Here is a 26,789-nt window from a genome sequence, read left to right as displayed (position 1 = left end):
CGCTCTTAACTTCTTAAGGTAAGCATGAAATTCATATCGCTGGCGGCAATTGCCGCCATGGCCCTGCTGACGGGCTGCACTTCGGTATCCGGAACCAGGTTTGCGCAGCAGGAGGCTGGCATGCCCAAGCTGTCGCCCGGCCAGGGCCGTGTGTATTTCTATCGCGTTGACGCGCTCACTGGCGGCGGCATGACGGCCCCGGTCAAGCTGGATGGGATCGTGGTAGGCGACTCTCTTCCAGGCGGCTACTTCTATCTCGATGCGGCGCCGGGCAAGCACGAAGTATCCGCCGCTACCAGGGTTACCAGAAAGCTCAGTTTCGTTCTTGAACCCGGGGAGACCAGGTATGTGCGCACCAAGGCGCAGTTTGAGGAGAAGGTCGGCCGCGTGGTGCCGGAACTGGTCAGCGCCGAAGAAGCCCGCAGGGAACTGCCGTCCCTGAACTTCACCGGCGCGCCAAAGTCCAACTGATCAAGCCTGCAATCCGAATGGATCGTCGATGGAGTGAGATGGCTTTGTGAACCAGCGCGGGCCGTCCTCCGCCATGTAGAAGTGGTCTTCGTGGCGCACGCCAAATGCGCCTGGCACCACGATCATCGGCTCGTTCGAGAAGGTCATGCCGACGTCCAGCGGCGTCTTGTCGCCGCCGACCAGGTATGGCCATTCGTGGATGTCCAGGCCGATGCCGTGGCCGGTGCGGTGCGGCAGGCCTGGCAGCTTGTATTCCGGGCCGAAGCCGGCCGCCTGCAGTGAACGGCGCGCGGCCATGTCCACCTCTTCGCACGGCACGCCCAGCTGGGCTGCTTCAAACGCGGCCAGTTGCGCCGCTTTCTCCGCATTCCATACGGCGCGCTGGCGCTCACTCGCTTCGCCGTACACATAAGTGCGGGTGATGTCGGAAATGTAGTTGTGCAGCTTGCAGCCGGTGTCGATCAGCACTGTGTCGCCTTGCTTCAGCGCCTGCACGTAAGAGACGCCGTGCGGGAAGGAGCTGGCTACGCCGAACAGCACGATCACGAAGTAGGAGCCGGCAGGCGCGCCCACCTTACGGTGCGCCTTGTCGATGAATTCCGCCACCTCGGTGGTGGTGATGCCTTCGCGCAGGATGCTGGCAGCGGCAATGTGCACGGCCAGGGTCATGTCCTTGGCGCGCTGCATCAGGGCGATTTCCGCCTTCGACTTGCGGGTGCGGCAATGGGCAGTGACGGGGCGCGCGTTTTCCAGCGCATAGCCTTCGGCCAGGGGGCGGATGCCGTCGAAGATGAAGAAGGCGGCGCTTTCGTCGATGCCGACGCGCGGCGGCTGTGCGGCATTCGGCACAATGCCCATTTTCTTCAGGACCGCGATGAACAGCGCATATGGGCTTTCATGCTCATGCCAGCAGTTGACGGCGCCTTCCACCAGCATGAAGTCGTTCAGCGTATCTTCTTCGAAGGCGGGGGCGATGTATTCGACGGCGCCGCTGGCTGGCAGGATGGCGCCGACCATGCGTTCGCTCGGGTACCACTTGGTGCCGGTGAAGTAGAGCAGGTTGGAGCCTGCATTGATATAGATGGCGGCAATGCCTTGCTGGCGCATGTAGGCTTGCGCCTTGTCGATGCGCGCCAGGTGTTCATCCTTGCCGATCGGCGTGGCGCCCGCCGTCATGTCCGACAGGGATGCCAATGCCTCTTCGATAGTCTTGCCGCCGATACCAATGCCCATGCTGCCTCCTTAAAAACAAGGGAAACATCATAGCACCGCAAGGACGGAAAAAAGCCGGCTATGCAGCTATCGTATCGGGGGATGACGATAGCCGCATACCGGCCGGGATGACGAATCTTACTGGACTTGCACGCTTACCTTGTCAACAACGAAGGAAGTCTGCAGCGAGTAGTCTTCCGTCATGTTGAAGTGGATGCGCACGGTCTGGCCCTTGTACGGCAGCAGGTTGAAAGTGCGGATCTGGTAACCGCTGGCCGGCATGGTGTTGTTGTAGGTTGCCAGGGTGCCCAGGGTGGTGCCGGAGCTGTTCTTCACGGACACGACCATCTTGTCGTACACGGTGCTGCCCGACTCGTTGGTGTCGATATGCAGCGCGAACGACAGGGTGGCCGACGTTGCGGTGGCCGGGATGGTCACGGTCTGGTACAGGGTTTCGGTAGCGGTCGTGCCGTTACCGCCCAGCCATGCGAAGCGGCTGCCTTCGTAGGCCGTCTGGCCGCTGTAGTTGCCGATCACGCCGGTGCTGCCAGCCCATGGCGAAGTGCCGGACTCGAAGCCGCCGTTGACAATCAGTTCGCTCTGCGGCGGCGTGGTGCCCACGGTCAGGGTGGCGTTGTTCGAGGTGGCGGTTTTTGCCGGCGACGAGGAGTCGCTGACGATGGCCTTGAACACGGCGCCATTGTCCGCTGCCTGCGCGGTGAACGAGTAGGTCGCCGAAGTGGCGCCCGAGATCTGGGTGCCGTTGCGGTACCACGCGTAGCTGTAAGGCGTTGTGCCGCCGCTTGCACCCACGGTGAAGGTGGCGGTGCCGCCGGGGGCGACCGTCACGTTGTTCGGCTGCGTGGTGATCGTTACCGTATTCGGATTGGCTTCGTCCACGTCGCTGCCGACGTTGATCGCAGCGTATGCGCGCTTGACCGCGATCGATTCCGGGCTGCCTACGCCGTACAGTTCTTCCGCAGCCTGCACCGTCTTGTTGCGCGCGTCGGCATAATTGGTCGACGAGGTGAACTTGGTGGTGTTGGCCTTGAACCAGATGCGGAACGCCTTGTCGTTGCCGATACCGGTCATGGCCAGCGGCTGCTTGTTCAGGTAGGAGCTATACATCTCGCTCGAGGACGAGGAATTCGAGCCTTGCGACAGGAAATAGAACATGCGGTTGTTCGGACCCGAGGAGTAGTGCACGTCGATATTGCCCAGGGTGCTGCTCCAGGCATCGCGCGATGCGCCGTCCTTGGAAGGCTTCCACATCCAGCGCAGCGGCTGGCCGGACTTGCTGATCTCCTTGCCCATCATCCAGTCGTTGCCGGACGGGATGGTACTGCCGGTGCCGCCGGCGCGGGCATAGGCCTCGACCATATCGCCGGTGATGTCGGAGTTCGATTCATTCAGGCCGCCGGACTCGCCTGAGTAGTTCAGGTTGGAAGTGGCATCGGTCACGCCGTGGCCCATTTCGTGGCCGATCACGTCGATCGAACCCAGGCTGTAGAAGCTGGAGCCGTCGCCGATGTACATGCACTTGCAGCTTGGGTCGAAGAAGGCGTTGTCGTAGTTGTTGTCGACGTGGACGGCGATGTAGGTCGCGGTGTTGTTGCCGTCCAGCGAAGACCAGCCCACCACGTTCTTCAGCGTGTCGTAGGTGTTCATCAGGCCCCACAGCGCGTTCACAGCGGCGGTCTGGCCGTTGGCGTTGGTGGTGCTGCCGCCGTTGTATTGCTGGCCGTCGCCCCAGGTGTTGGTGCTGTTGGTGTAGATGGAGCCTGGGCTTGGGTTGTTGGCCGACGAATGGTTTGCATTGGTGATGGCCATGCCGCCATAGGTGCCGCCGGTGCCGCGCGAGGAGTCCAGCATCTTGTAGGTGGAGCCGGACAGGGTCGTGTTGATCGGCACGTCGCCGTTGTACTGGCTATGGCCGACGCCGACCACGGTCTGCAGGGCGTTCCACTGCTTGATCACGGCGCCGGTCTTGGCGCTGATCACGGTGTCGCGGAACACCGGACGGTTGTCCTTGTTCATGCGAGTCTTGACCAGGTAGGCCAGCTCGTAGTGGTCGACTACTTCTTCCACGTCCATCGCGTTCAGCGCGCTTTCGGCCTTGTTGGCGGCGGCGGCGGTGCGCTGGGTCTTGACTACTGGCCAGATCAGCAATTCTGCTTCCGGCTTGATGCGGTGCTGGGTGCCCGGTGTACGCGATACGGCGATGCGGATCGCCTCGTCGGCGCCAAAGGCAGCAGTGGTTTCCGGTGCGCCCCTGCCCGAGGCCCTGGCGGCGCGCGAAGCGTCCAGGCCATTGCGGCGGTCGGATGCGGACTCGCTGACGATATTGCCGTTTTCATCGGTGACAACGACGGACTCGGAACCGAACACGCGCAGGCCCTGGAAGGTGTGGTCGGCGCGCACGATGCGCTGGCCGTTGACACCCGGGTGCTGTTCGCGCAGCTTGTAGCCATGCTCGCTATCGAGGCCGGCTGCAGAGCGAAGTGAATCCAGGCGCGTCACCAGGTTCGCCTTGGCTTCAACGCTCAGCGGTTGAGCAGGAGAGGCCATCAGGGTATCTGGCAGGACGCCTGCGAATGCAGGGGCGAACGAGGCGGCAACGGCTGCGGCCAACAGGCTTTTGCGAAGTTTCATCGACTCTCCTTGGGAACTTGGGTTGGTGGGGAGAGATGACGTTATGCCTGTTTTTTGTGCAAGTCAACAAACTTGCGAAATGAGTCATTTTTACTTATTTTGTATATTTTTAGACAATAGATTACGGTTTTATAGTCACCAAAAGAAACGGGGGCGGCCTGGTGAGCCGCCCCCGCCTGACTGCCGGTTACCGCCTGTTACTTGACTTGCAGGCTGACCTTGTCAACCACGAAGGACGTCTGCAGCGACGAGTCTTCGGTCATGTTGAAGTGCAGGCGCACGGACTGGCCCTTGTACGGCAGCAGGTTGAAGCTGCGGACCTGGTAGCCGCTGGCGGCGTTGGCGTTGCTGTAGGTCGCCAGGGTGCCCAGGGTGGTGCCGGAGCTGTTCTTCACGGTCACGACCAGCTTGTCGTACGCGGTGCTGCCCGATTCCGCGGTGTCGATATGCAGCGCGAACGAGAAGTTCGCCGACGTCGCGGTCGATGGGATGGACACGGTCTGGTACAGGGTTTCGGTCGCGGTGGCGCCGTTACCGCCCAGCCATGCGAAGCGGGTGCCTTCGTACGCCGACTGGCCGCTGTAGTTGCCGATCACGCCGGTGCTGCCGGCCCATGGCGTGGTACCGGACTCGAAACCGCCGTTCACGACCAGCTCGGATTGCTGGGTGGTGCCCACGGTCAGGGTCGCGTTGTTCGAGGTCGCGGTCTTCACCGGCGACGACGAGTCGGTGACCACGGCATTGAACACGGCGCCGTTGTCGGCCGCCTGCGCGGTGAACGAGTAGGTAGCCGAAGTGGCGCCCGAGATCTGGGTGCCGTTGCGGTACCACTTGTAGCTGTAAGGCGAAGTGCCGCCGGTTGCGCCTACGGTGAAGCTGGCGGTGCCGCCTGCAGCCACGGTGATGTTGTTCGGCTGGGTGGAGATTGACACGCCGGTGCCGCCTGCTTCGTCGACGTCGGTGCCGACGTTGATCGCAGCGTATGCGCGCTTGACAGCGATCGATTCCTTGCTGCCCACGCCGTACAGTTCTTCCGCAGCCTGGATCACCTTGTTGCGCGCGTCAGCATAGTTGGTCGACGCGGTGAACTTGGTGGTGTTGGCCTTGAACCAGATGCGGAACGCCTTGTCGTTGCCGATACCGGTCATGGCCAGCGGCTGCTTGGTCAGGTACGGGCTGTACATCTCGCTCGAGGACGAGGAGTTCGAGCCTTGCGACAGGAAGTAGAACATGCGGTTGTTCGGGCCCGAGGAGTAGTGCACGTTCAGGTTGCCCAGGGTGCTGCTCCAGGCATCCTTCGACGAGCCATCCTTGGAAGGCTTCCACATCCAGCGCAGCGGCTGGCCGTTCCTGGCGATTTCCTTGCCCATCATCCAGTCGTTGCCGGACGGGATGGTGCTGCCGGTGCCGCCGTTGCGGGCATACGCTTCCACCATTTCGCCGGTGATGTCGGAGTTGGACTCGTTCAGGCCGCCGGATTCGCCGGAGTAGGTCAGGTTGGAGGTGGCGTCGGTCACGCCGTGGCCCATTTCGTGGCCGATCACGTCGATCGAACCGAGGCTGTAGAAGCTGGAGCCGTCGCCGATGTACATGCACTTGCAGTTCGGATCGAAGAAGGCGTTGTCGTAGTTGTTGTCGACGTGGACGGCGATGTAGGTGGCGGTGTTGTTGCCGTCCAGCGAGGACCAGCCCACCACGTTCTTCAGCGTGTCGTAGGTGTTCATCAGGCCCCACAGCGCATTCACTGCGGCGGTCTGGCCGTTGGCGTTGGTGGTGCTGCCGCCGCTGATGTACTGCTGGCCGTCGCCCCAGGTGTTGGTGCTGTTGGTGTAGATCGAGCCGGCCTGGGGGTTGGATTCCGGCGAGTGGTTGGCGTTGGTGATTGCCATGCCGCCGAAGGTGCCGCCTACGCCGCGGGTGGAGTCCAGCATCTTGTAGGTGGAGCCGGACAGGGTGGTGTTGATCGGCACGTCGCCGTTGTACTGGCTGTGGCCGACGCCGACCACGGTCTGCAGCGCATCCCACTGCTTGATCACGGCGCCGGTGGCGGCGTTGATCACGGTATCGCGGAACACAGGACGGCCGTCCTTATTCATGCGGGTCTTGACCAGGTAGGCCAGCTCGTAATGGTCGACCACGTCTTCCACGTCCATCGCGTTCAGCGCGCTTTCCGCCTTGTTGGCGGCGGCGGCGGTGCGCTGGGTCTTGACCACCGGCCAGATCAGCAGTTCGGCTTCCGGCTTGACGCGGTGGGTCTTGCCGGCAGTGCGCGAAACGGCGACGCGGATCGCTTCGTCGGCGCTGAAGGCTGGCGTGGTGTCAGGAGCGCCCTTGCCGGTGGCGCGCGCGGAGCGATGCGCGTCCAGGCCGTTGCGGCGGTCGGATGCGGACTCGCTGACGATGTCGCCGTTTTCGTCTGTGACGACGACGGACTCGGAACCGAACACGCGCAGGCCCTGGAAGGTATGGTCGGCGCGCAGGATGCGCTGGCCGTTGGCGCCCGGGTGCTGTTCACGCATCTTGTAGCCGTGCTCGCTGTCCAGGCCTGCGGCGGAACGGCGCTCGTCCAGGCGCGCAGCCAGGTTGGCCTTGGCTGCAAGGCTCATCGGCTGGGCCGGCGCGGCCATCATGGTTTCTGGCAGGACGCCTGCAAATGCGGGGGCGAAAGAGGCGGCTACAGCTGCAGCCAGCAGGCTTTTGCGAAGTTTCATCAGCTCTCCTTGTGAGCGTTGGGGTTTAGGGAGAGCGGGAAGTTATGCCTGTTCTTTATGCAAGTCAAAAAAGTTGCGAAATAAGTCGTTTCTACACTTTTTGTTCAGTTTTAGACATTTGATTACATTTGCGTGGTTGTTGAACTAGCTTGCCTCGCGACGAAATGGCGCACGATTGGCGCGATTTGTAGGGAAGTTACAACGAAATAGAGGTGTTTTTCTAGTTTCGTGTTTGACGCAACACAAATATGTATCAAATTGTCACACTCATGTTGCACTAGTTGAATTTTGCGTTTTACACTAGCCCGTCATTTGTTTGACGTACCACTTAGTGAGGGCGCATCACTCATGTTGTCTATATCTACCAAAGTCGAAAGGATCGTCACGGAGTCGCCCTTCCTGAGCGAAGGTCTGCGCCGTGGCCTGATCAACCTGTCGGAACTGGCGCGCCAGCTGCAGCCGCAGCTCCAGAACGACCTGTGGAAGCCCGTCGGCCAGGCGGCCGTGGTCATGGCCTTGCGCCGCGTGGCCGGGCGCCTGCCGGACAAGGATGCACAGGAACTGGTGCTGGCCCAGCAGTCCGGCCAGCTGACCGCACGCACCGACCTCGTCGAATTCACTTTCCGCCGCTCGGACCGCATCGATGAATGCCACCGCCAACTGCTGGAGCGTTCGGGCACGGGCCACGGCCTGTACCTGACCGTCACCCGCGGCAGCGAGGAAGTGGTGGTGATCTGCAGCCGCCCATTCATCGGCCTGGTCGAACAGATCTTCGCCGGCGAGCGCCTGCTGGCGCGGCTGGAGAACCTGAACGCCGTCACGCTGCAGCTGACCGCCGATTCCTGGCGCACGCCGGGCATCTATCACGCCATCCTGAAGAAGCTGGCGTGGGACAAGGTCAACCTGATCAACCTGATCTCGACCCACACCGAGCTCACCCTGCTGCTGGAGAAGGAACACACGGGCGCCGCCTTCAGCGTCCTCTCCAACATGATCGCGCACAAGCACTGATGTACACTTCCCTGTAAGGAGAACTTACAGGGAGTTCGCATGGGCTTGAAAGACACGCAGCGGGTAGTGCCGGCATTGCGGGTGGCGAGCTACGCCGCCAGCAAGCCTTTCTATGAGTCGCTTGGCTTTCGCGAGGAGTGGACCCACCACTTCGAGCCCGGCATGCCGACCTTTGCCTCGATGATGCTCGATGGCATGGAAATTTTCCTATCAGAACATTCGGGCGACTGCCAACCGGGCGGGCTGGTACACTTTTATGTTCCGGACGTCGACGCCTTGTACGACGACTTCCTGGAGTACGGCGTGAACGTCGAGCAAGCGCCGAACAATGACCTAGGAGCGGACCTGCGCGTGATGTCCGTTCTCGATCCAGATAACAACCGGCTCAAATTTTTGACCCAGACCCATTGGGAGTAAGCGCAATGAAGAAAGCGCTGTTGTTCGCAGTACTTGGCATGGCCGCCGCGTCGCAGGCCGGCGCGCAAGGGCTGTTCAAGTGTACGGTAGACGGCAAGGTGACCTACCAGTCCATGCCATGCGCCAAGGGCGGCGCCCCGCTCGATTACCCGCCGCCGCCGACGGCCGCCCAGGTAAAGGCGGCCCAGGCGCGCGCGCAGGAAGACCGCGAGCGTGTGGACGAACTTGTCGTGCGCAACCGCGAAGCGCGTGCCAGACAGGCCAAGGAGGAAGAGGAAGCGTCGAAGGAGTCCGCCGCCAGTGCGCCAGTGGCAAAGAGCAGCTGCGATTCGCTGCGTTCCCGCCGCGAAGAATTGTACGGCCGGCGCAATGAGAACCGCCGCAATTCCCAGCTCGATGCCATGGCCAAGACCCAGGACGACATCGACAAGCTGGAGGCCCAATACACCAAGGCCTCCTGCGGCCCGCTCGACTGAGGGGCCGCTGCGCCGCGCTGTCTTATTGCGGTGCGGCGGCGGCAGGGGACGTAGCGGCTCCCTGCTGCGGCGCGACCGGAACGGCCTGCAGCGACATTTCACGCAGCTTGCCCAGCACGGCCTTGTCCTTGACCAGCGTGACAGGGCTGATCTTGCCCATGTCCTGATTGACCAGGTAAGCGACCAGTGCCCCAGCGATCGCGCCGCCGGCGGCCGCTTGTCCGTAGCTGAGGCTGCTATGTTTGACGGCGGCACGGCCAGCCACCCCACCTGCGCCGCCAACGGCTGCCATCAGGCCGACGCTGATTTTTTTCGTGACCGGGTCCTTGGCATAGCCGACATCGGCGCAGCCGACGCCTGCGGCTGGCGCTTCGTGCGGCACGCCATCCATTGAGGTGTACATGTAAATGTAAGGCATCTTCTGCGGATCGTTGGGGATGTAGAAGCCGCCATCGTTGTAGCCGCGCTTGGCGCCGGGATTCCCGGGCTGGAACATTGAGATGCCGCCCTGCGGGGCACGGTAGTAGGTGCCGTCCGCATCCACTTTTTCCGAAACGTAGGGGCCGCGCTCAAGGCGGGTTTCGGTCACCAGCTTCAGGATACCGGCTTCATCGACGGCCGTCATGGCCTCGGGCAGCTGGATGCAGGTGATATTGGCCGGCGTTGCCAGCTGGTCCGGCGCGATCAGCGGGGCGTTGTTGGCGCAGCCGCCGAGCATTGCGCTGGCGGCCAATGGGAATAGCAGTTTCTTGTACATGATTATCCTGTGGTATTGACCCCGGAAACGGACCGGTCACCACAGGATAATTACTTCATGGCAATCTTGCAATAAAATAATCAGGTTTGCCCAGATTACTTTTTCTTTTCTTCCTCAGGCTGCGAGAAGTTCAGCTCGGGCTGCTGTTCGTCGTCCTGCTTTTGCGCAGGTAGCGATTCCGGAGCCGCCGGCTGCTCGATATGCAGGTCGCCCGACTCCACCTTGCCGCCCGTGCCCCGGTCGAGGAAGGCGGTGACGGTTTGCGGCAGCGCAGCCACCAGCAGCACCATCAGCATTTGCAGGCCGACCCAGGGCAGGGCGCCCCAGTAGATATCCGAAGACTTCACTTCTTTCGGCGCCACGCCGCGCAGGTAGAACAGCGCGAAGCCGAAAGGCGGGTGCATGAAGGAGGTTTGCATGTTCACGCACAGCATCACGCCGAACCATACCAGCGCCGCCGATGCCGCCGCCTCCGGACTGCCCATCAGCGGCTCCAGTTGCGGCGCCAGCACCTTCTGCGCCACCGGCGCCAGCATCGGCACCACGATGAAGGCGATCTCGAAGAAGTCGAGGAAGAAGGCGAGGAAGAACACGAACAGGTTCACCACCAGCAGGAAGCCGATCCAGCCGCCCGGGATGCCGTTGAACAGGTGCTCCACCCACAGCCCGCCGTCCACGCCCTGGAACACCACGGAGAAGCAGGTGGAGCCGATCAGGATGAACACCACCATTGCCGTCAGGCGCATGGTGGACTGGTAGCTCAGGACGATCAGGTCGCGCAAGGACTTGATCTGGCTGGCGCGGATCACGATCCAGGCCACGCACACGTACAGCACGGCCAGCGCGCCCTGCACGACAGGCTTGGCGCCTTCCACAAAGGCGCCCAGCAATGCCGCGGCCGCCAGGGCCGCCATGCCGATGCGGAAGAATATCTTGTCGCGACCGTTGAATTCCGGATGGCGCAGGGCTGCCAGGATCACCGCGCCCAGCGCACCCATGGCGCCCGATTCGGTCGGCGTCGCAACGCCCAGCATCATGGTGCCCAGCACCATGAAGATCAGCACAGCGGCCGGCACGATGCCTTGCAGGCATTGCTTCCACAGCGCCCAGCCGCGCGGGCCCAATTCGTTCTGCGGCGCCGGCGGCAGCCATTGCGGCTTCACGCGCGACAGGATGAAGGTGTACAGCGCGAACAGGCCGATCTGCACCAGCGAAGGGCCCCAGGCGCCCAGGTACATGCTGCCGACGTCGGCGGCAGCGGTCGGGGTCTTGAGCTGGTCGGCCAGCACCACCAGCACCAGCGACGGCGGCACCAGCTGGGTGATGGTGCCGGAAGCGGCCAGCACGCCGGTGGCGTAGCGCATGTGGTAACCGTAGCGCATCATCACCGGCAGCGAGATCATGGCCATGGCGATCACCTGCGCCGCCACCGTGCCGGTGATCGCGCCAAGGATGAAGCCGACGATGATCACCGAGTAGCCCAGGCCTCCGCGCACGCCGCCGAACAGGCGGCCCATGGAGTCGAGCATGTCCTCCGCCAGGCGGCACTTTTCCAGCACCGCGCCCATGAAGGTAAAGAAGGGGATCGCCAGCAGCAGGTCGTTGGCCAGCACGCTGCCGAAAATCCTTTGCGGTACTGCCTGCAGGAAGGGCACGCCGAAGAAGCCCTGCGCAATCGCGATAAAGCCGAAGAACAGGCCCACCGCCAGCAGCGAGAACGCTACCGGGAAGCCGACCAGCATGAATACGACCAGGCCACCGAACATCAGCGGCGGCATCATCTCCAACGGAATCATTGCACTGGCCTTTCGTATTTGCTGTCCAGGTTGGCTTGGCCGGCGAGGTGGGCGATGCGCTTGATCAGTTCAGAAATGCCTTGCAGGGTGAGCAGGGCAAAGCCGACGGGCACCACGAATTTGATCGGCCAGCGCGCCAGGCCGCCGGCGTTGCTCGATTGTTCCATGATGGCCCAGGAAGGCAGGAACAATGATTCCCACGACAGCCAGGCAAACAGGATGCAGGCCGGGAACAGGAAGAAGATGATGCCGAAGACGTCGATCCAGAGTTGCTTGCGCTCGGAGACGTGGCCGTAGACCAGGTCGACGCGCACGTGCTCATTGCGCTGGAAGGTGTAGCTGGCGCCAAGCATGACGGCGGCGCCAAACAGGTACCACTGCATTTCGAGCAGGGCGTTGGAACTCCAGTCGAAGCCATAACGGATCATGGCGTTGCTGGCGCTGATGAAGCATGAGGCGAGGATCATCACATTGGCCAGCTGCCCGCAGCGGTAGCCAAGGCGGTCAAGCCAATGCGACAGGCGAAGAAACTCCTGCATTGCGTCTCCTGGTGATTGGATTATTTATTGCAAGGATATTAGCCGAGAATCACCCCGAATTGAATCGCTCCCCGGGGACGGTTGACGTTTCGCCACGAAAAAACTGGACAGGTGACAATTAAGCATTTAAGATATTCGTTAAATGCTTAATTAAATAAAAGTAGTACTCCGGCATTGGCTGGAGCGCCCGTCGGGTATAGACTAGAGGCCTCGCCGCGCATTGCGGTGCCCCTCAACAGAAAACCAGCATGTCGGACAAAGTATTTGAAGCATTGGCATCGACGCCACGTCGACTGATCCTCGCCTATCTCTCTGAGCAGGAGATGACGGCCGGGGAGGTGGCTGCCCGCTTTGAAATGAGTGCGCCTGCGGTTTCCCGTCATTTGTCCGTCCTCGAAGGTGCAGGCTTGGTCAGCAGCGAGCGTCGCGGCCAGTATGTCTATTACAAGCTGATGTCCGACAACCTCGTCAATACGCTGACGCAGTTTGCCTTTGCGCTGTGCCCGGTCGCCGGGCCAATCAAGCGCGAAAGCAAGGCCAGGAAAAAGGCCGGCGAAGCGTAAATCGCCAGTACACGCAGACCGCAATGATGGCCTTTCATGGGCCAGGGTTTCTTGCACGCTTTTTTTGACTTAAAGGGCAACGCATGGACGTTGGGGCATACCGCAACGGAGTCAAGGCCTACACGCCTTTCTTCCTTCACTGCTACGACCTGCTGGTGATCGGTATCTTTACCAGGTATTTCTGGAAGTGCGAGGGGCAGCGTTATATCGACATCTACCGCCGGCATGCCGGGCGCCGCCATGCCGACATCGGCGTGGGCACCGGATACTTCCTGGACCATGCCGGGCTTGACGAGGGAAGGCAGCAGATTGCCCTGATCGACCTGAATCCGAACTGCCTGCGCCACACGGCACAGCGCCTGCAGCGCTACGTCCCCGATTGTCATGTGCGCAACGCGTTCGAACCCATTGCCATCGGCGGCACGGTCGATTCAATCTGTATCGGCGGCCTGATTCACTGCGCGCCGGGGACGATGCGGGACAAGGGCCGCATTTTCGACGCCATTGCGCCGCTGTGCGCACCCGGGACGACGCTGTTCGGCTACACGCTGCTGGGCAAGGATGCGCCGATGTCCTGGTACGCCAGGGCCCTGATGGGCTTCATGAACTGGCTGAAAGTGGTGGACAACCGGGACGACTCGCTGGACGCCCTGCACGCCGAATTATCGCAACGATTCAGCCAGGTCGAAGTCTGGCTGGTTGGATGTAACGCTTTCTTCACTGCCAAAAACCATAAGGATGCTACAAGATGAACATCGCTCAAACGGAACGCATCATCGACGCCGACATCGCGGAAGTATGGGATAAAGTCTGCTTTTACGAGGAAGTGAAAGCCAGGCCGAACTGGTTCCTGCGCTGGACCTTGCCCCTGCCCGTGAGGACAGTCGGCGACCACAAGACGGTAGGCACCCTGTGCCGGTGCGAGTATGGGGACGGGCAGTACATCATGAAGCGCATCACGAAGTCGGCGCATAACGCTGCGCTTGAATTCAGCGTGACCGAAGCCAGCGAACAGTTCCAGCGCCATCTCGCGCTGAAGGGCGGCAGCATCCATTTGACCCGCCTGTCCGGCAGCCAGACGCTGGTGAGCATGGCCACCAGCTACGAGCCCAAAGGATCGGAGAGCACGTTGCGGCGCCTGCTCGTGGACCTCGTGATCCGCTCCATGCACCGCTTCGTCATGCGGGACATGGCGGACAGCATCCGCCACGCCCGCAAGGCTCAACCTGCCAACTGCTGACGCACGCGGGAAATCGCCGCGCGCACCTGGTTCGGCGCCGTGCCGCCAACGTGGTCGCGCGCCGCCACCGAGCCTTCCAGCGTCAGCACCGCAAACACATCCTCGCCGACCAGCGGCGAGAAGGCACGCAGCTGCTCCAGCGACATCTGTGCCAGGTCGATCTTCAGGTCGTCGCAGGCGCGCACCGCATGCGCCACTGCTTCGTGCGCATCGCGGAACGGCAAGCCCTTCTTCACCAGGTAGTCGGCCAGGTCGGTCGCAGTGGCGTAGCCCTGCAGCGCGGCCGAACGCATCGCTTCCGGCTTGACGGTGATGCCGCCCGCCATGTCGGCGAAGATGCGCAGGGTGTCGACCACGGTGTCGACGGTGTCGAACAGCGGCTCCTTGTCTTCCTGGTTGTCCTTGTTGTAAGCCAGCGGCTGGCCTTTCATCAGGGTCAGGAGGCCCATCAGGTGGCCGTACACGCGGCCGGTCTTGCCGCGCGCCAGTTCCGGCACGTCCGGGTTTTTCTTCTGCGGCATGATCGAGGAGCCGGTGCAGAAGCGGTCGGCAATGTCGATAAAGCCGACGCGCGGGCTCATCCAGATAATCAGTTCTTCCGACATGCGCGACACGTGCATCATGAGCAGCGAGGCGGCGGCGGTGAACTCGATCGCGAAGTCGCGGTCCGACACGGCATCCAGCGAGTTGTGGCACACATCGTCGAAGCCAAGGGTCTTGGCCACGCGCAGGCGGTCGATCGGGAAGGTGGTGCCGGCCAGTGCGGCGGCGCCCAGCGGCAGGCGGTTCACGCGCTTGCGGCAATCCTGCATGCGCTCGACGTCGCGGCCGAACATTTCAACGTAGGCCAGCATGTGGTGGCCGAAGGTGATCGGCTGCGCCACCTGCATATGGGTGAAGCCGGGCAGAATCACGTCCGCATTCTTCTCGGCCAGGTCGACCAGGGCGCCGCGCAACTGCTGCAGCAGGCCGGTGATGTCGTCGATCGCAGAGCGCACGTACAGGCGGATGTCGGTGGCCACCTGGTCGTTGCGGGAGCGGCCGGTGTGCAGGCGCTTGCCAGCGTCGCCAACCAGCTCGGTCAGGCGTTTTTCGATATTCAGGTGCACGTCTTCCAGGTCGAGCTGCCATTCGAACTGGCCGCCGTCGATCTCGGCGCTGACCTGGGCCAGGCCTTTCTGGATCGCAGCCAGGTCGGCGGCCGGGATGATGCCTTGGGCAGCCAGCATGTCGGCGTGCGCCAGGGAACCCTGGATGTCGGCCTTGGCCATGCGCTTGTCAAAAAACACCGAGGCGGTGTAACGTTTCACGAGGTCGGAAACAGGTTCGGAGAAGCGAGCGGACCAGGCTTCCGCCTTCTTGGAGAATTGATCTGTCATAGTGGCTTTGCGGTGAGATTTGCACGAGAAATTCAAACGATTATAAATTAGTAGGAGAGTCAATGAAGAAGTTAGCAAGTTTGCTACTGTTGGTGCTGGCCAGCGGTAGCGCCTTCGCGCAGGGTGCGCGTCCGTCCGACGTGGCATCCGTGGACGGCATCGTGGCCGCCCTGTACGACACCATTTCCGGCCCCGCCGGCAAGGCGCGCGACTGGGACCGCCTGCGTTCCCTGTTCCGCAACGATGGCCGCATGGTGGTGCACAGCACCGGCAAGGATGGGGCGCTGAATACCCGCGTACTGTCGCTGGAAGACTACATTACCCGCGTCACGCCGGTGTTTGCGAAGGAAGGCTTCTACGAATCCGAACTCGCGCGCAAGGGCGAGGAATATGGACAGATTGCCCAGGTCTTCAGTACCTATGAGGCGCGCCACGCGCCGGCGGAAAAGCCTTTTGTGCGCGGCATCAATTCGATTCAGCTCGTCAATGACGGCAAGCGTTGGTGGATTTCGCAACTCCTGTGGCAGCCGGAAGGCGAAAAGACCCCGCTGCCGGAACGCTACCTGAAGCCGCAATAAAAATAAAGTGTGCGCCGGCGTGCGATAGGGTTTTACTCCACCGTTGCGTCCGGCTACACTGTCGGAAAGGTATTACCCAGATGTCTAGCAGCGATGCCAGTGAGCAAGCAGAACAGGAGGCCATCGTGAAGCTGTACTCCCCCGCCGGCCTGGTCCGATTGGGCCTGGCCTTGCTAGCCGCCTGCGGCCTTCCTATCCACGCCCGCGAAGCGCCGCCCAAGAATCCCGTCCCGGCAACGACCGGGCGCACCAGCACCACGCCGCCGCCGGACGCGCCATCCAGGCCTCCGGCGGCGCCGCCTTCGACTCCCGCCCCATTGCCCGATACGGTCGCCCCGGTGCGCATCGTGGCCGGCGCCAGCGCTACCGTCAGCGGCGGATCGGCCGCCATCGCACCTTCTCCCGTGGCGGCGCACCAGGGCTCGCTGGTCATCATCGGAGGCGGCCTGCGCGGCGACAATGCCGACGTGTGGCAGCGCGTGGTGAAACTGGCGGGCGGCAAGGGCTCGCGCATCGCCGTCTTCCCTTCTGCCGCGGGCAATCCGGAACGTTCGGCCCAGACCATCATCGGCTACCTGCGCAAGTGGGGGGCGGATGCCTTCCTGGTGCCGGTTGCGGTGCGCCTGGCCGGCAGCGATTACCGGAAGAACGCTGACGACGCAGCATTGGCGAAGAGGATCCGAGAATCGGACGGCGTCTATTTTGCCGGCGGCGACCAGGGGCGCATCACCAAGGCGCTGTTGCGGGAGGACGGCACCCAGACCGCGGTGCTGGAGGCGGTGTGGGACGTGTACCGCCGTGGCGGCGTGATTGCCGGTTCCTCGGCCGGTGCGGCCATCATGAGCAGCACCATGTTCGCCAATCCGAAAGCCGTCCTGTCGATGCTGCAGACCGGCATTGCCGATGGGCGCGAGCTGGGCCCGGGCCTTGGCTTCATCGGCGACGACGTGTTCGTGGACCAGCACTTGCTGGTGCGCGGCCGCTTTGCGCGCATGATCCCGGCCATGCTGGCCAAGGGGTACCAGATCGGCCTTGGCATCGATGAGGACAGCGCGATGGTGGTGAATGCCCAGCGCGAGGTGGAAATCATCGGCTACAAGGGGGCGCTGCTGATCGACCTGTCGCGCGCCGAGTGGGACAAGGAAGCGCCGCACTTCGGCGTGCGCAACGCCGTGATCAGCTATCTCGACCGGGGCGACAAATTCAATATCGGCACCCATATGTTTTTGCCGTCCAACGACAAGGCAGGCGGCCGCATCGACCCGACGCGCACCCTGGGCCGCGGGGCCGTGTTCAGCAATGACGTGCTGGGCAATAGCGCCGTGATCGACCTGATGGAACGGCTGATCGACAGCAACCAGGAAGAGGCGATCGGCATTGCCAGCGGTAACCCGCGTGCCAGCGGGACCGAGGTCGGCTTCGAGTTCCGTTTCACCAAGACGCCAGAGACGGTGGGCTATGTCTCCAGCGTGGCTGAGGCGTATTCGGTGCTGAATATCCGCCTCGATATCCGGCCTATCGAAATCACGCGGCCGCTATACAAATATAAATGACGATTTCCTGAATCCGGCGGCGGCGCAGCCGCGTATATGCCATGGCAACCAACCACAGAGGAGGAAACCATGGCACCCATCAAGCAAGCTGCTGTTCAGTTAGCCCTGCTGTCGGCCCTGGCGCCGGCGGCGCAGGCATCGAGCCACCGCGAAGCGCCATTCATTACGCGCGAACCCAAGGTCGACGGAACAGACTTCTACATGTTCCGCAGCTACGAGCCGGGGCGCGAGCAGTTCGTGACCCTGATCGCCAATTACGTGCCCTTGCAGGATGCGTATGGCGGACCGAATTTCTTCACCATGGATCCGGATGCGCTGTACGAGATCCACATCGATAACAATGGCGATGCGCGGGAAGACCTGACTTTCCAGTTCCGCTTCACCAATACTTTCAAGAATGCGGCGTTCACGGTGGGCGGCAAGAAAGTGCCGATTCCGCTGGTGATCAATGGCGGGCCGATTAACGAGGTGAATGCGGCCGGGCTGAACGTGCGCGAGACCTATACGGTGGGCGTGGTGCGCGGCGACCGGCGCGGCGTGCGCCAGGCGGTGCGCATGGCGGGCAACGGCGCCACGGTGTTCGACAAGCCAATCGATAATATCGGCAACAAGTCGATTCCCGATTATGCGGGGTATGCGGGCAAGCATGTCTACACCGTGAGTATTCCCGGCTGCGAGGTGCCGGCGCGCTTGTTTGTCGGGCAGCGCAAGGATTCGTTCGTGGTCAACCTGGGCGAAACCTTTGACCTGATCAACATCAAGGCGCCTGCGGTGGAATTCCTGGCCAATGCGGAGAAGAATGCGCGCGACGACCTGGACGACAAGAACGTGACATCCATCGAGATGGAAGTGGCGGCCCGTTGCCTGACTTCCGGCACGGAGGCGGTGATTGGCGGCTGGACCACGGCCAGCCTGCGCCAGGGACGTTTGATCAATCCGAACGGCGGCTCGAAGGAGGGCGGGGCATGGACGCAGGTGTCGCGGCTCGGCATGCCGCTGGTGAATGAGGTGGTGATCGGCTTGAAGGACAAGGACCGCTTCAACCACAGCAAGCCAGTGCAGGATGGGCAGTTTGCGGACTACGTCACCAATCCAACCCTGCCGGCACTGGTTGAAGTGCTGTTCGGCAGCGCGGGCGCCAAGGCGCCTGTCAATTTCCCGCGCAATGACCTGGTAACGGTGTTCCTTACCGGCGTGCCCGGGCTTAACCAGCCTGCGCGCGTGAAGGCATCGGAGATGCTGCGCCTGAATACTTCGATCGCCCCGGTTGAAAAGGGCGCGCAGAAACGGCTGGGCGTGATCGATGGCGATAACGCCGGCTTCCCCAACGGACGCCGGCCGGGCGACGACGTGGTCGATATCGCCTTGCGTGTCGTCATGGGCAAGCTGTGCACGCTGAACATCGGCTGCGCGCCCGGCGACGCGCCGGCGGGGGCTATCCGCTTCACCGATGGCGCTTTCCTGGACGACAGCTTCTTCAGCGCTGGCTTCCCCTACCTGAAGACGCCGATTCCCGGCTCGCCGCAGCAATAGGGGGCGCGATCATGAAACGCCTTTGTCTTGCCATGGCGGCCGTGCTGCTCGCCGGCTGCGGCGGCGGTGGTGGCGATGCCGCTTCGACGATGTCGATATCCGATCCGGTGCCGGCCCCGCCGCCGCCCGGCGACACCTTCACCTCCGCCCTCGTTGCGCTGGTCCGCAGCGCGCCTGAAACCACCGAGCCTGCCGATGTCGATGGCACGGCGCTGGGCCAGCCTGACGGCGGTGAGCCGGTCGCGCTGGAGTGAGGCCGGCATGAAGCCCGATACCTGCATCATCCGCGCTGCCGCTTCGGCCCTCGCCGCAGTTGCAGCCACGGCGCTCCCGCTGCCCGGCCTGGCCGCGCCGTTTGTGCCGCAATCCGGCGCCCAGGTGCTGGAGACGCTGCCGCGCTGGGGCGATGCCCCGGATGCGGCATTGCGCCGCCAGCGTGCGCAGATAGCCGCTGCGCCGCACGATCCTGTCCTTGCCGCAGAAGCCGCGCGGCAGTACATCGAGCGTGGCCGCGCGTCGGGCGATCCACGCTATTTCGGCTACGCGCAAGCGGTGCTGGCTCCCTGGTGGAAGTCTGCTGCGCCGCCGGTCCAGGTATTGCTGCTGCGCGCGACGCTGCTGCAATCCAGCCATCGCTTCGCCGAGTCGATCCGCGACCTGGGCGCCGTCACGCGCGCAGACCCGGCCAACCCCCAGGCCTGGCTGACGCTGGCGACAGTGCAGGTGGTGCGGGGCGAGTACGACGCGGCCGTTCGCAGCTGCGGACGGCTCTCGTCGCTGGCCAGCCAACTGGCCGGCATGGCCTGCCTTGCCAACGCCCGCGCCGCCAGCGGCCAGCTTGCAGCCAGCGAACACCTGCTGGCGCTGGCCATCGAACGCTCGGGCAGGGGCCAGGGCGCATCGTCCGCATCGGACGCCGGCTTGCGGCTCTGGGCATTGACGCTTTTCGGCGAACTGGCATATCGGCGCGCCGATGCCGTGCGCGCAGAAGAGCGTTTTCGCCTGGGGCTCGGCCTGGCGCCGGGCGATAGCTACTTACTTGGCGCTTATGCCGACCTTTTGCTGGACCAGGGACGCGGCGAGGAAGTGCAGGCGCTGCTGCGCAAGCACCTTCGCATCGATGGCCTGCTGCTGCGGCACACCATCGCCGCGTCGCGTTCCGCGCCGGCCGCGCCGGCCGTGACAAGCGCCGTTGCAGATTTGCAGGCGCGCTTCGATGCGGCTGCCCGCCGTGGCGACGCGATCCACCAGCGTGAACAGGCCCGTTTTGAGCTGCATTTGCGCCATGACGCGCGCGCTGCGCTGCAGCTGGCGCTGGCCAACTGGCAAGTGCAGAAAGAGCCTGCAGACCTGCGCATACTGCTGGAAGCGGCACTCGCGGCGCGCGATCCAGAGGCTGCCCGCCCGGCGCTGGCATGGCGTCGCCGGCATGGCCTTGAGGACAGCCTGGTCGCTTCGCTGGCACGGCAGCTGGAGGGAGGCGCACCATGATCGCCCGACAATTCCGCGCATGCAGGCTGGCCGGACTGATCTTCCTGACCTTACTGTTGGCCGCCGGCACGGCGCACGCCCACAAGCCAAGCGATAGCTACCTGGCGCTGCGCCTGGCGGCTGCCGTCCCGGCGGCGGCGCGCCAGCTGCGCCTTGTCGACGGCCGTTGGGACATTGCCTTGCGCGACCTCGATTTCGCCCTTGGGCTGGATGCCGATGGTGACGGCAAGCTGACGTGGGATGAAGTCCGGTCCCGCCATGCTGACATTGCCACCTATGCCATGCCGCGCCTCGGCCTGGCGCCGGGCTGCCGGCTGCGCGTGACAGGCCAGCAAATCGACCGCCATACTGACGGCGCTTACTCCGTCCTGTTGCTGCAAGGCGATTGCGAAAGCGGCGCCGCCTTCGCCATCGACTACCAGCTGTTCGCCGACCTGGATGCGCAGCATCGCGGCATGGCCAGCATTACGGTCGACGGCCGCACGCAATCGGCCGTGCTGGGCGGTGAGCGCACGGGGCTCGCCGCAGGCGGGGGAGATGGCGGTGGCAACGCGTGGCAACAGGCCGGCAGCTACCTGCACCACGGCATCTGGCACATCTGGACCGGCTACGACCACATCCTGTTCCTGCTTTCCCTGTTGCTGCCGGCGGTGCTGGCAAAAGGCTGGCGGCCGGCTGGCGTGGATGTGCTGCGCGTCGTCACGGCCTTCACGCTCGCACACTCCATCACGCTTTCGCTCGCGGCGCTGCAAGTGGTCGCGCTGCCAAGCCGCCTGATCGAAACCGCCATCGCGGCCTCGGTCGCGGTCGCGGCGCTGAACAACATCTGGCCTCTGGTGCAAGGCAGGCGCTGGCTGGCCGCCTTCGCTTTCGGGCTGCTGCACGGCTTCGGTTTTGCGGGAGTGCTTGGCGACCTTGGCCTGCCGAAAGGCTCGGCGGTACTCGCGCTGGCAGCGTTCAACGCGGGCGTCGAACTGGGACAGCTGGCAATTGTGGCGGCCTTCCTGCCGCTCGCATTCGCCATGCGCCGCAGCTGGATCTACAAACAGTTGATGGTGAAGGCCGGCTCGGCCGGCATCGCCGTGCTGGCCATGTTGTGGATCGTCGAACGGGCTACTGTGTAATTACATGGCCCGTACCCACGGGCCTTTGTACAGCACAGGCCCGGTCGGCCCGTTCGGATCGGGTGATCCGCCGCGCGGCTCCAGCGAGATCGCCAGCATCACGACGTCGTCGCCGACAGCGCCCGACGCGAGCGAGAACGTTGCACGCCCATCGCTTCCCAGTACGCCCAGCGAACGTGGAGATCCTTTCTTCGGAATCGCCCACAATTGCAATGACCGGTCGACCGGCACCGGTGCGCCGCCGACGATATGGGCCTGCAGCAGGCGCTTGCTGGTGTCGGCCTTCACCAGCAGGGCAGGCTGCGCTTGCTGGTCGGTCAATGTCGCGATCAGGTCGTAGCTAGGCCCGCGCAACTGCTGCAAGCTGATCGCCACCACCAGCCCCGCCGCCACTGTGGCTGATGCCGTTCCGAGCCCGAAGCCGCGCCAGAAATGCCAGCTGCTGCGTTCCGGCTTCAGGTGCAGGCGCATTTCGATATTGCGCCAGAGCTGGGGCGATGGCTCGGCCGTGTGCACGAATTCATGCATCGGCAGCAGGCGGCGCTCCCATTCCTTGACCAGCATGCGCAGGGCGGCATCAGTGTACATCCAGCCTTCGAAGCGGCGGCGTGCACCGCCGCGCAAGGTGCCAAGCACGTATTCGGCGGCCAGCTTGTCGCGCAAGGCATCGTTGCCGCGGATCTTCATGGGCCTTCTCCTTGCGACAGGCAATGCTTGAGCTTTTCCATGCCGCGCCGGATCCATGTCTTGATCGTGCCGACCGGCAGCGACAGGCGCTGCGCCACTTCGGTGTGCGACAGGTCATGGAAGAAGGCGAGGCCGATCGCCAGCCGGTGCAAGCCTTCCAGCCGCGCCATGCAAGCAATGAGCGCACGGGCGTCGCTGCTCATTTCACTCGCCTCGGCGGGTGAGCTTGTGTACTCGTCGCGAAATGCTTCATGGTCCAATTCCACCGTATCGTCCGTGCGGCGCAGGATATCCAGTGCCTTGTTGCGGACTATGGCAGCCATCCACGTCAGCGGCGCTGCCAGGCCGGCCTGGTAGTGCGGCGCCGCGTGCCAGATCGACACGAAGCCTTCCTGCAGCGCTTCCTCGGCCAGTTCCCGCTTCTGCAATATACGCAGGGCAAAGCCAAACAGTTTCGGCGCGGCTGCATCGTACAGCGCGCGAAACGCCACGGCATCCTGGCGGCCGGCCGCTGCCAGCCATGTTCTTAGCTGTTCGGGTTCGATGGGCATGGGGCCATCTTATGCCGGGCTTACGGGGCGGTCTACTGTATTCCGCAAAGCAAAGCTACAATAACCGCCACCAAAACCACACTGGAGACTTCATGTCGTACCTGAACCGACTGCTGGCGGGAGCGGCGCTGAGCACCGCGGCCGGCCTTGCGCTGGCGGCGCAACCTGCGACCGTGCGCCTTGACTATATGCACACCGGTAACGCGCTAAACGAAAGTTATGCGATCGAACAAGTTGTGATTGAGCCGTTGCCATGGCCCGGCGATATGTCCAAGACAATCGATACCACTAACCGCGGCGTGAACAAGGTTGAAGTGGTGGACGCCAAGACCGGCAAGGTGCTGTACACCCGCACCTTCTCCACCATCTTTGTTGAGTGGAAGTCGACCGAGGAGGCGGGCAAGCTGACGCGCGGCTTCCATGAGTCGGTGCGCTTCCCTAAGCCTGACCGCCCGGTCAAGGTGCGCATCCTGAAGCGTGATGAGCGTAATGAATTCTCCGTGGTGTGGAGCGTGGACGTCGATACCGATGCGATGGATGTGGTGCGCAAGCAGGACGTGGCGCCCGCCAAGCCGATCCCGATCCGTGTCAACGGGCCGAGCGAGAAGAAGGTGGACTTGCTGATCCTGGGCGACGGCTACACCAAAGCCGACATGGCCAAGTTCGAAGCCCGGGCACGCAAGCTGTCCGAATACCTGTTCACGGTATCGCCGTTCAAGGAGCGGGCCAAGGACTTCAACGTATGGGCGATGGCGGTGCCGACCCAGGAGAGCGGCGTGTCGCGCCCTTCCACCAATACACACCATGCGTCCAGGCTGGGTACGCGCTACGACATCTTCGGCAGCGAACGTTATGTGCTGACCATCGACAACCGCGCGCTGCGCGAGATTGCGCAGCACGCGCCGTATGAGTTCATCGAGATCCTGGTCAACAACGATACTTACGGCGGTGGCGGCATCTACGGGCAATTCAGCACGGCCGCCGCGGATAACGATTGGGCGAACTATCTGTTCGTGCACGAATTCGGCCACCACTTCGCGGGACTGGCGGATGAGTATTACACCTCGCCGGTGGCTTATGCCACGGGCGGAGTGCGCATGGAGCCGTGGGAGCCGAACGTGACGGCCTTGCTGGATCCGGCCAATGTGAAGTGGAAGAAGTTTGTGACGCCGGGGACTGCGTTGCCGACTGCCTGGCCGAAGGCGGAGTACGAGGCGCATTCACGCGAGTACCAGAAGATTCGAGCGCAACTGCGCAAGGATAATCGTCCGGAAGCGGAGATGAGCAAGTTGTTCAAGGAGGATCTGGCCTGGACCAATGCGCTGTTCTCGAAAGCGCCGAACCGCAAGGCCGTGGGAGCGTTCGAAGGAGCGAACTACGAAGCGACGGGCTACTATCGTTCGCAGCAACAGTGCCTGATGTTTGACCGCAGCGAGGAGTTTTGCGCGGTGTGCAGCGATGCGGTGCAGGAGACAATTGACTTGTACGCCCCGCGTTAAACCGGTAAACCAGTGTCAGACCCATAGGGTCTGACACTTGGCCTGCGGCCGCCGCGTTACAGTGTCTGACCCTGCGGGTCAGACACTGGGTTGCCGGTTCAGGTGTTCGGCGCCAACCCAGTCGGCTTGATCCGCACCGGCATCGGCTTGCCCTTGCGCGCGCGCTTGCCGAAGTGCGGCGCCAGTGCCGTCGGCCCCATGCGGTCTTCCTTCGCCTTCGCAGCATTGCCAATCCCCTGCACGGTCACGCCCTTGTCGGTGATCGCGCAAGCAGCAACCAGCTTCTCCTTGTCGGCCAGATCCATCAGGATCACGCCGCGGCCGCCGTTGGACAGCACCTTCATCTCGTCCATGCCGAACACCAGCAGGTTCGATTTCTCGGAAATGACCGCCACCGCGCTCGCGCCATCGGCCACCACGGTCGGTGGCAGCGGCTTCGAGCCCTCGTCCAGCGTAATGAACGACTTGCCGCCCTTCAGTCGCGACACCATATCGCCGGCCTTGGCGATAAAGCCATATCCCGCGTCGGACGCCAGCAGCAACTGCTTGTCGCCATTGCCCGCGAAGTAGTGCAGCAGGCGGGCGCCGCCCGACAGGTCGACCAGCGTGGTAATCGGTACGCCGTCGCCGCGCGCATTAGGCAGGGCGGCTACGGGCACGGAATACACCTTGCCGTTGTCGCCGAAGCCCAGCAGGGTATCGACCGTACGGCACTCGAATGCGCCATACAGCGAATCGCCGGCCTTGAAGGTGAACTGCGCAGGATCGTGGCCGACGCCGGACCGTGCGCGCACCCAGCCTTTTTCGGAAATGATTACGGTGACCGGTTCGTCGGCCACCTTCTGTTCAACGACAGCCTTCTGCGCTTCCTCGATCAGGGTGCGGCGTGCGTCGCCGTAAGTCTTGGCGTCGCCGTCGATTTCCTTGATGACCAGGCGGCGCAGAGTGGACGGATTGTCCAGCACGTCCTGCAGGCCTTCGCGCTCCTTGCGCAGCTCGGCCAGTTCCTGTTCGATCTTGATCGCTTCCAGGCGTGCCAGTTGGCGCAAACGGATTTCCAGGATGTCTTCAGCCTGGCGGTCCGACAGCTTGAAGCGTTCGATCAGCGCCGCCTTCGGCTCGTCCGAATTGCGGATGATGGCGATGACCTCATCGATGTTCAGCAGGACGATCTGGCGGCCTTCCAGGATGTGGATGCGCTCATCGACCTTGTTCAGGCGGAACTGGGTGCGGCGGGTCACGGTGGCGAAGCGGAATTCAATCCACTCGCCCAGGATTTCGCTGATGCCTTTCTGGCGCGGGCGGCCATCGCCGCCGATCATCACCAGGTTCATCGACGCCGAAGTCTCCAGCGAGGTATGCGCCAGCAGCATGTGCATGAACTCTGTCTGGTTCTGGTTCTTCGATTTAGGCTCGAACACCAGGCGCACCGCGGCCTCGCGGCCGGATTCGTCGCGCACCTTGTCCAGCTGGCCAAGCAGCAAGCCCTTCAGCGCAACCTGTTCCGGCGACAGCGCTTTCTTGCCCAGCTTGACCTTTGGATTGGTCAGCTCTTCGATTTCTTCCAGCACCTTCTGCGATGAAGTACCGGGCGGAAGTTCGTATACAACTGCCTGCCACTGGCCGCGCGCCAGTTCTTCGATCTTCCAGCGAGCGCGTACCTTCATCGAGCCGCGGCCGGACGCGTACATGTCGTCCAGTTGCGCGCGCGGAGTGATCAACTGGCCGCCGCCCGGGAAGTCCGGGCCCGGGATCAGTTCCATCAGTTCCGCGTGGCTGATCTTCGGATTGCGGATCATCGCCACGGCAGCTTTCGCCACCTCGGTGAGGTTGTGCGAAGGGATCTCGGTCGCCAGGCCCACAGCGATACCGGAGGCGCCGTTCAGCAGCACCATCGGCAGGCGCGCCGGCAGCAGGGCCGGTTCTTCGTACGAGCCGTCGTAGTTCGGGATGAAGTCCACGGTGCCCTGGTCGATTTCGTCCAGCAGCAGTCGCGAGATCGGGGTCAAGCGGGCTTCGGTGTATCGCATTGCCGCTGCGCCGTCGCCGTCGCGCGAGCCGAAGTTACCCTGGCCGTCGATCAGCGGATAGCGCAGCGAGAAATCCTGCGCCATGCGCACCAGCGCGTCGTACACCGACTGGTCGCCGTGCGGGTGCAATTTACCCAGCACGTCGCCGACCACGGTGGCGGACTTGCGCGGCTTGGCGGTCGGGCCCAGGCCCAGTTCATTCATCGAGTACAGGATGCGGCGCTGCACCGGCTTCTGGCCGTCGCACACGTCCGGCAGAGCGCGGCCCTTGACCACGGAAATGGCGTAATCCAGGTAGGCGCGCTCGGCGAAGGTCGAAAGGGTCAGCGATTCGCCGCCGTCATCACCGCCGCTGCCGCCATTTGGCGGCAGTTCCGGGGTTGGTTCGTCAAAGAGATTTGCTTGAGTCATAGTTTTTACTTTCTAACTGGTAATTCGGCCGGGTGGCCGTCCCGTCTGACCCGCGGAGTCAGACACCAGGCCCGCACCGGTCGCGTACCAGTGTCTGACCCCGCGGGT

At 63.2% G+C, this 26,789-nt stretch carries 24 protein-coding genes; 14 read left to right on the top strand and 10 right to left on the bottom strand.

All coding sequences use genetic code 11. The features are described from left to right. Positions 1-24: 24 nt before the first annotated feature. The gene (locus ACN9M3_RS28100) at positions 25-471 is read left to right on the top strand and encodes a DUF2846 domain-containing protein (protein WP_426165031.1); all 447 of its coding nucleotides are present in this window, start codon (positions 25-27) and stop codon (positions 469-471) included. Here the strand turns inward: ACN9M3_RS28100 and ACN9M3_RS28095 are convergent, their stop codons facing one another. The 3 genes from ACN9M3_RS28095 to ACN9M3_RS28085 all read right to left on the bottom strand — a co-directional run bounded on the left by ACN9M3_RS28095 (position 472) and on the right by ACN9M3_RS28085 (position 7,046). Then, positions 472-1,704, bottom strand: a complete 1,233-nt coding sequence (locus ACN9M3_RS28095; RefSeq protein WP_426165029.1) for a M24 family metallopeptidase — start codon at positions 1,702-1,704, stop codon at positions 472-474. Positions 1,705-1,821: 117 nt separating this feature from the next. After that, the gene (locus tag ACN9M3_RS28090; protein WP_426165027.1) at positions 1,822-4,335 is read right to left on the bottom strand and encodes a M4 family metallopeptidase; all 2,514 of its coding nucleotides are present in this window, start codon (positions 4,333-4,335) and stop codon (positions 1,822-1,824) included. Between the two features lie 197 nt (positions 4,336-4,532). Beyond that, the gene (locus ACN9M3_RS28085) at positions 4,533-7,046 is read right to left on the bottom strand and encodes a M4 family metallopeptidase (RefSeq protein WP_426319313.1); all 2,514 of its coding nucleotides are present in this window, start codon (positions 7,044-7,046) and stop codon (positions 4,533-4,535) included. Positions 7,047-7,394: 348 nt separating this feature from the next. Here ACN9M3_RS28085 and ACN9M3_RS28080 point away from each other — a divergent pair, with 348 nt between their 5' ends. The 3 genes from ACN9M3_RS28080 to ACN9M3_RS28070 are packed head-to-tail and all read left to right on the top strand — an operon-like array spanning position 7,395 to position 8,950. After that, positions 7,395-8,057 (top strand): hypothetical protein, encoded by a 663-nt coding sequence (locus ACN9M3_RS28080; protein ID WP_057260906.1) that lies wholly within the window; start codon positions 7,395-7,397, stop codon positions 8,055-8,057. A gap of 39 nt (positions 8,058-8,096) precedes the next feature. Beyond that, entirely contained in the window at positions 8,097-8,474 is a 378-nt protein-coding gene (locus ACN9M3_RS28075) for a glyoxalase superfamily protein (protein WP_426165023.1), read from the top strand. 5 nt (positions 8,475-8,479) lie between these two features. Continuing rightward, positions 8,480-8,950: a hypothetical protein gene (locus tag ACN9M3_RS28070; protein ID WP_426319312.1), complete on the top strand. Its 471-nt coding sequence runs from the start codon at positions 8,480-8,482 to the stop codon at positions 8,948-8,950. Positions 8,951-8,972: 22 nt separating this feature from the next. On the opposite strand, the gene ACN9M3_RS28065 is transcribed toward ACN9M3_RS28070, so the two are convergent. From ACN9M3_RS28065 to ACN9M3_RS28055, 3 genes are all read right to left on the bottom strand, one after another. Continuing rightward, complete coding sequence (locus ACN9M3_RS28065) at positions 8,973-9,707, bottom strand: hypothetical protein (protein ID WP_426319311.1); 735 nt, start codon at positions 9,705-9,707, stop codon at positions 8,973-8,975. A 95-nt stretch (positions 9,708-9,802) separates the two neighbouring features. Beyond that, complete coding sequence (locus tag ACN9M3_RS28060) at positions 9,803-11,503, bottom strand: TRAP transporter large permease (RefSeq protein ID WP_426319310.1); 1,701 nt, start codon at positions 11,501-11,503, stop codon at positions 9,803-9,805. Next, positions 11,500-12,042: a TRAP transporter small permease subunit gene (locus tag ACN9M3_RS28055; protein ID WP_426319309.1), complete on the bottom strand. Its 543-nt coding sequence runs from the start codon at positions 12,040-12,042 to the stop codon at positions 11,500-11,502. Before ACN9M3_RS28055 ends, ACN9M3_RS28060 begins: the two co-directional genes overlap by 4 nt. Positions 12,043-12,290: 248 nt before the next feature. Between ACN9M3_RS28055 and ACN9M3_RS28050 the strand changes: the two genes are divergently transcribed. The 3 genes from ACN9M3_RS28050 to ACN9M3_RS28040 all read left to right on the top strand — a co-directional run bounded on the left by ACN9M3_RS28050 (position 12,291) and on the right by ACN9M3_RS28040 (position 13,845). Beyond that, positions 12,291-12,605 (top strand): metalloregulator ArsR/SmtB family transcription factor, encoded by a 315-nt coding sequence (locus ACN9M3_RS28050; RefSeq protein WP_426319308.1) that lies wholly within the window; start codon positions 12,291-12,293, stop codon positions 12,603-12,605. Between the two features lie 83 nt (positions 12,606-12,688). After that, positions 12,689-13,357, top strand: coding sequence for a class I SAM-dependent methyltransferase (locus tag ACN9M3_RS28045; protein ID WP_426319307.1), 669 nt, complete (start codon positions 12,689-12,691; stop codon positions 13,355-13,357). After that, on the top strand, positions 13,354-13,845 hold the full coding sequence (locus tag ACN9M3_RS28040) for a hypothetical protein (RefSeq protein WP_426319306.1): 492 nt from the start codon (positions 13,354-13,356) through the stop codon (positions 13,843-13,845). Before ACN9M3_RS28045 ends, ACN9M3_RS28040 begins: the two co-directional genes overlap by 4 nt. Here ACN9M3_RS28040 and argH read toward each other — a convergent pair. Next, positions 13,827-15,224 (bottom strand): argininosuccinate lyase, encoded by a 1,398-nt coding sequence (argH, locus tag ACN9M3_RS28035; protein ID WP_426319305.1) that lies wholly within the window; start codon positions 15,222-15,224, stop codon positions 13,827-13,829. The genes ACN9M3_RS28040 and argH overlap by 19 nt on opposite strands. A gap of 62 nt (positions 15,225-15,286) precedes the next feature. Between argH and ACN9M3_RS28030 the strand changes: the two genes are divergently transcribed. The 6 genes from ACN9M3_RS28030 to ACN9M3_RS28005 all read left to right on the top strand — a co-directional run bounded on the left by ACN9M3_RS28030 (position 15,287) and on the right by ACN9M3_RS28005 (position 21,503). After that, positions 15,287-15,802, top strand: coding sequence for a hypothetical protein (locus tag ACN9M3_RS28030; RefSeq protein ID WP_426165006.1), 516 nt, complete (start codon positions 15,287-15,289; stop codon positions 15,800-15,802). A gap of 125 nt (positions 15,803-15,927) precedes the next feature. Next, entirely contained in the window at positions 15,928-17,355 is a 1,428-nt protein-coding gene (locus ACN9M3_RS28025; RefSeq protein ID WP_426319304.1) for a cyanophycinase, read from the top strand. A 69-nt stretch (positions 17,356-17,424) separates the two neighbouring features. After that, entirely contained in the window at positions 17,425-18,888 is a 1,464-nt protein-coding gene (locus ACN9M3_RS28020) for a DUF4331 domain-containing protein (RefSeq protein ID WP_426319303.1), read from the top strand. 11 nt (positions 18,889-18,899) lie between these two features. Beyond that, positions 18,900-19,142, top strand: coding sequence for a hypothetical protein (locus ACN9M3_RS28015; protein ID WP_426165000.1), 243 nt, complete (start codon positions 18,900-18,902; stop codon positions 19,140-19,142). Further along, positions 19,090-20,379, top strand: a complete 1,290-nt coding sequence (locus ACN9M3_RS28010) for a hypothetical protein (protein ID WP_426319302.1) — start codon at positions 19,090-19,092, stop codon at positions 20,377-20,379. The genes ACN9M3_RS28015 and ACN9M3_RS28010 overlap by 53 nt, the downstream gene beginning before the upstream one ends. Next, positions 20,376-21,503, top strand: a complete 1,128-nt coding sequence (locus ACN9M3_RS28005; protein WP_426319301.1) for a HupE/UreJ family protein — start codon at positions 20,376-20,378, stop codon at positions 21,501-21,503. Before ACN9M3_RS28010 ends, ACN9M3_RS28005 begins: the two co-directional genes overlap by 4 nt. Here the strand turns inward: ACN9M3_RS28005 and ACN9M3_RS28000 are convergent, their stop codons facing one another. Further along, the gene (locus ACN9M3_RS28000) at positions 21,504-22,190 is read right to left on the bottom strand and encodes an anti-sigma factor (RefSeq protein WP_426319300.1); all 687 of its coding nucleotides are present in this window, start codon (positions 22,188-22,190) and stop codon (positions 21,504-21,506) included. Further along, the gene (locus ACN9M3_RS27995) at positions 22,187-22,741 is read right to left on the bottom strand and encodes a sigma-70 family RNA polymerase sigma factor (protein WP_426319299.1); all 555 of its coding nucleotides are present in this window, start codon (positions 22,739-22,741) and stop codon (positions 22,187-22,189) included. The genes ACN9M3_RS28000 and ACN9M3_RS27995 overlap by 4 nt, the downstream gene beginning before the upstream one ends. Before the next feature lie 92 nt (positions 22,742-22,833). On the opposite strand from ACN9M3_RS27995, the gene ACN9M3_RS27990 reads away from it, so the two are divergent. After that, a complete protein-coding gene (locus tag ACN9M3_RS27990) occupies positions 22,834-24,240 on the top strand; it encodes a M64 family metallopeptidase (protein ID WP_426319298.1) in 1,407 nt (468 codons plus the stop codon). 98 nt (positions 24,241-24,338) lie between these two features. On the opposite strand, the gene parC is transcribed toward ACN9M3_RS27990, so the two are convergent. Continuing rightward, entirely contained in the window at positions 24,339-26,681 is a 2,343-nt protein-coding gene (gene parC / locus ACN9M3_RS27985; RefSeq protein ID WP_426319297.1) for a DNA topoisomerase IV subunit A, read from the bottom strand. Between the last annotated feature and the right edge of the window lie 108 nt (positions 26,682-26,789).

The sequence above is a fragment of the Pseudoduganella sp. R-43 genome (assembly GCF_049913255.1).
Taxonomy (GTDB): domain Bacteria; phylum Pseudomonadota; class Gammaproteobacteria; order Burkholderiales; family Burkholderiaceae_D; genus Rugamonas.
Note: the sequence above shows the minus strand (reverse complement) of the source record. Positions and strands in the feature narration are given on the sequence as shown.

Coding starts and splice junctions, on each gene's coding strand:
- ACN9M3_RS28100 (WP_426165031.1), top strand. CDS start 25: ATGAAATTCATATCGCTGGCGGCAATTGCCGCCATGGCCCTGCTGACG.
- ACN9M3_RS28095 (WP_426165029.1), bottom strand. CDS start 1,704: ATGGGCATTGGTATCGGCGGCAAGACTATCGAAGAGGCATTGGCATCC.
- ACN9M3_RS28090 (WP_426165027.1), bottom strand. CDS start 4,335: ATGAAACTTCGCAAAAGCCTGTTGGCCGCAGCCGTTGCCGCCTCGTTC.
- ACN9M3_RS28085 (WP_426319313.1), bottom strand. CDS start 7,046: ATGAAACTTCGCAAAAGCCTGCTGGCTGCAGCTGTAGCCGCCTCTTTC.
- ACN9M3_RS28080 (WP_057260906.1), top strand. CDS start 7,395: ATGTTGTCTATATCTACCAAAGTCGAAAGGATCGTCACGGAGTCGCCC.
- ACN9M3_RS28075 (WP_426165023.1), top strand. CDS start 8,097: ATGGGCTTGAAAGACACGCAGCGGGTAGTGCCGGCATTGCGGGTGGCG.
- ACN9M3_RS28070 (WP_426319312.1), top strand. CDS start 8,480: ATGAAGAAAGCGCTGTTGTTCGCAGTACTTGGCATGGCCGCCGCGTCG.
- ACN9M3_RS28065 (WP_426319311.1), bottom strand. CDS start 9,707: ATGTACAAGAAACTGCTATTCCCATTGGCCGCCAGCGCAATGCTCGGC.
- ACN9M3_RS28060 (WP_426319310.1), bottom strand. CDS start 11,503: ATGATTCCGTTGGAGATGATGCCGCCGCTGATGTTCGGTGGCCTGGTC.
- ACN9M3_RS28055 (WP_426319309.1), bottom strand. CDS start 12,042: ATGCAGGAGTTTCTTCGCCTGTCGCATTGGCTTGACCGCCTTGGCTAC.
- ACN9M3_RS28050 (WP_426319308.1), top strand. CDS start 12,291: ATGTCGGACAAAGTATTTGAAGCATTGGCATCGACGCCACGTCGACTG.
- ACN9M3_RS28045 (WP_426319307.1), top strand. CDS start 12,689: ATGGACGTTGGGGCATACCGCAACGGAGTCAAGGCCTACACGCCTTTC.
- ACN9M3_RS28040 (WP_426319306.1), top strand. CDS start 13,354: ATGAACATCGCTCAAACGGAACGCATCATCGACGCCGACATCGCGGAA.
- argH (WP_426319305.1), bottom strand. CDS start 15,224: ATGACAGATCAATTCTCCAAGAAGGCGGAAGCCTGGTCCGCTCGCTTC.
- ACN9M3_RS28030 (WP_426165006.1), top strand. CDS start 15,287: ATGAAGAAGTTAGCAAGTTTGCTACTGTTGGTGCTGGCCAGCGGTAGC.
- ACN9M3_RS28020 (WP_426319303.1), top strand. CDS start 17,425: ATGGCACCCATCAAGCAAGCTGCTGTTCAGTTAGCCCTGCTGTCGGCC.
- ACN9M3_RS28015 (WP_426165000.1), top strand. CDS start 18,900: ATGAAACGCCTTTGTCTTGCCATGGCGGCCGTGCTGCTCGCCGGCTGC.
- ACN9M3_RS28010 (WP_426319302.1), top strand. CDS start 19,090: ATGGCACGGCGCTGGGCCAGCCTGACGGCGGTGAGCCGGTCGCGCTGG.
- ACN9M3_RS28005 (WP_426319301.1), top strand. CDS start 20,376: ATGATCGCCCGACAATTCCGCGCATGCAGGCTGGCCGGACTGATCTTC.
- ACN9M3_RS28000 (WP_426319300.1), bottom strand. CDS start 22,190: ATGAAGATCCGCGGCAACGATGCCTTGCGCGACAAGCTGGCCGCCGAA.
- ACN9M3_RS27995 (WP_426319299.1), bottom strand. CDS start 22,741: ATGCCCATCGAACCCGAACAGCTAAGAACATGGCTGGCAGCGGCCGGC.
- ACN9M3_RS27990 (WP_426319298.1), top strand. CDS start 22,834: ATGTCGTACCTGAACCGACTGCTGGCGGGAGCGGCGCTGAGCACCGCG.
- parC (WP_426319297.1), bottom strand. CDS start 26,681: ATGACTCAAGCAAATCTCTTTGACGAACCAACCCCGGAACTGCCGCCA.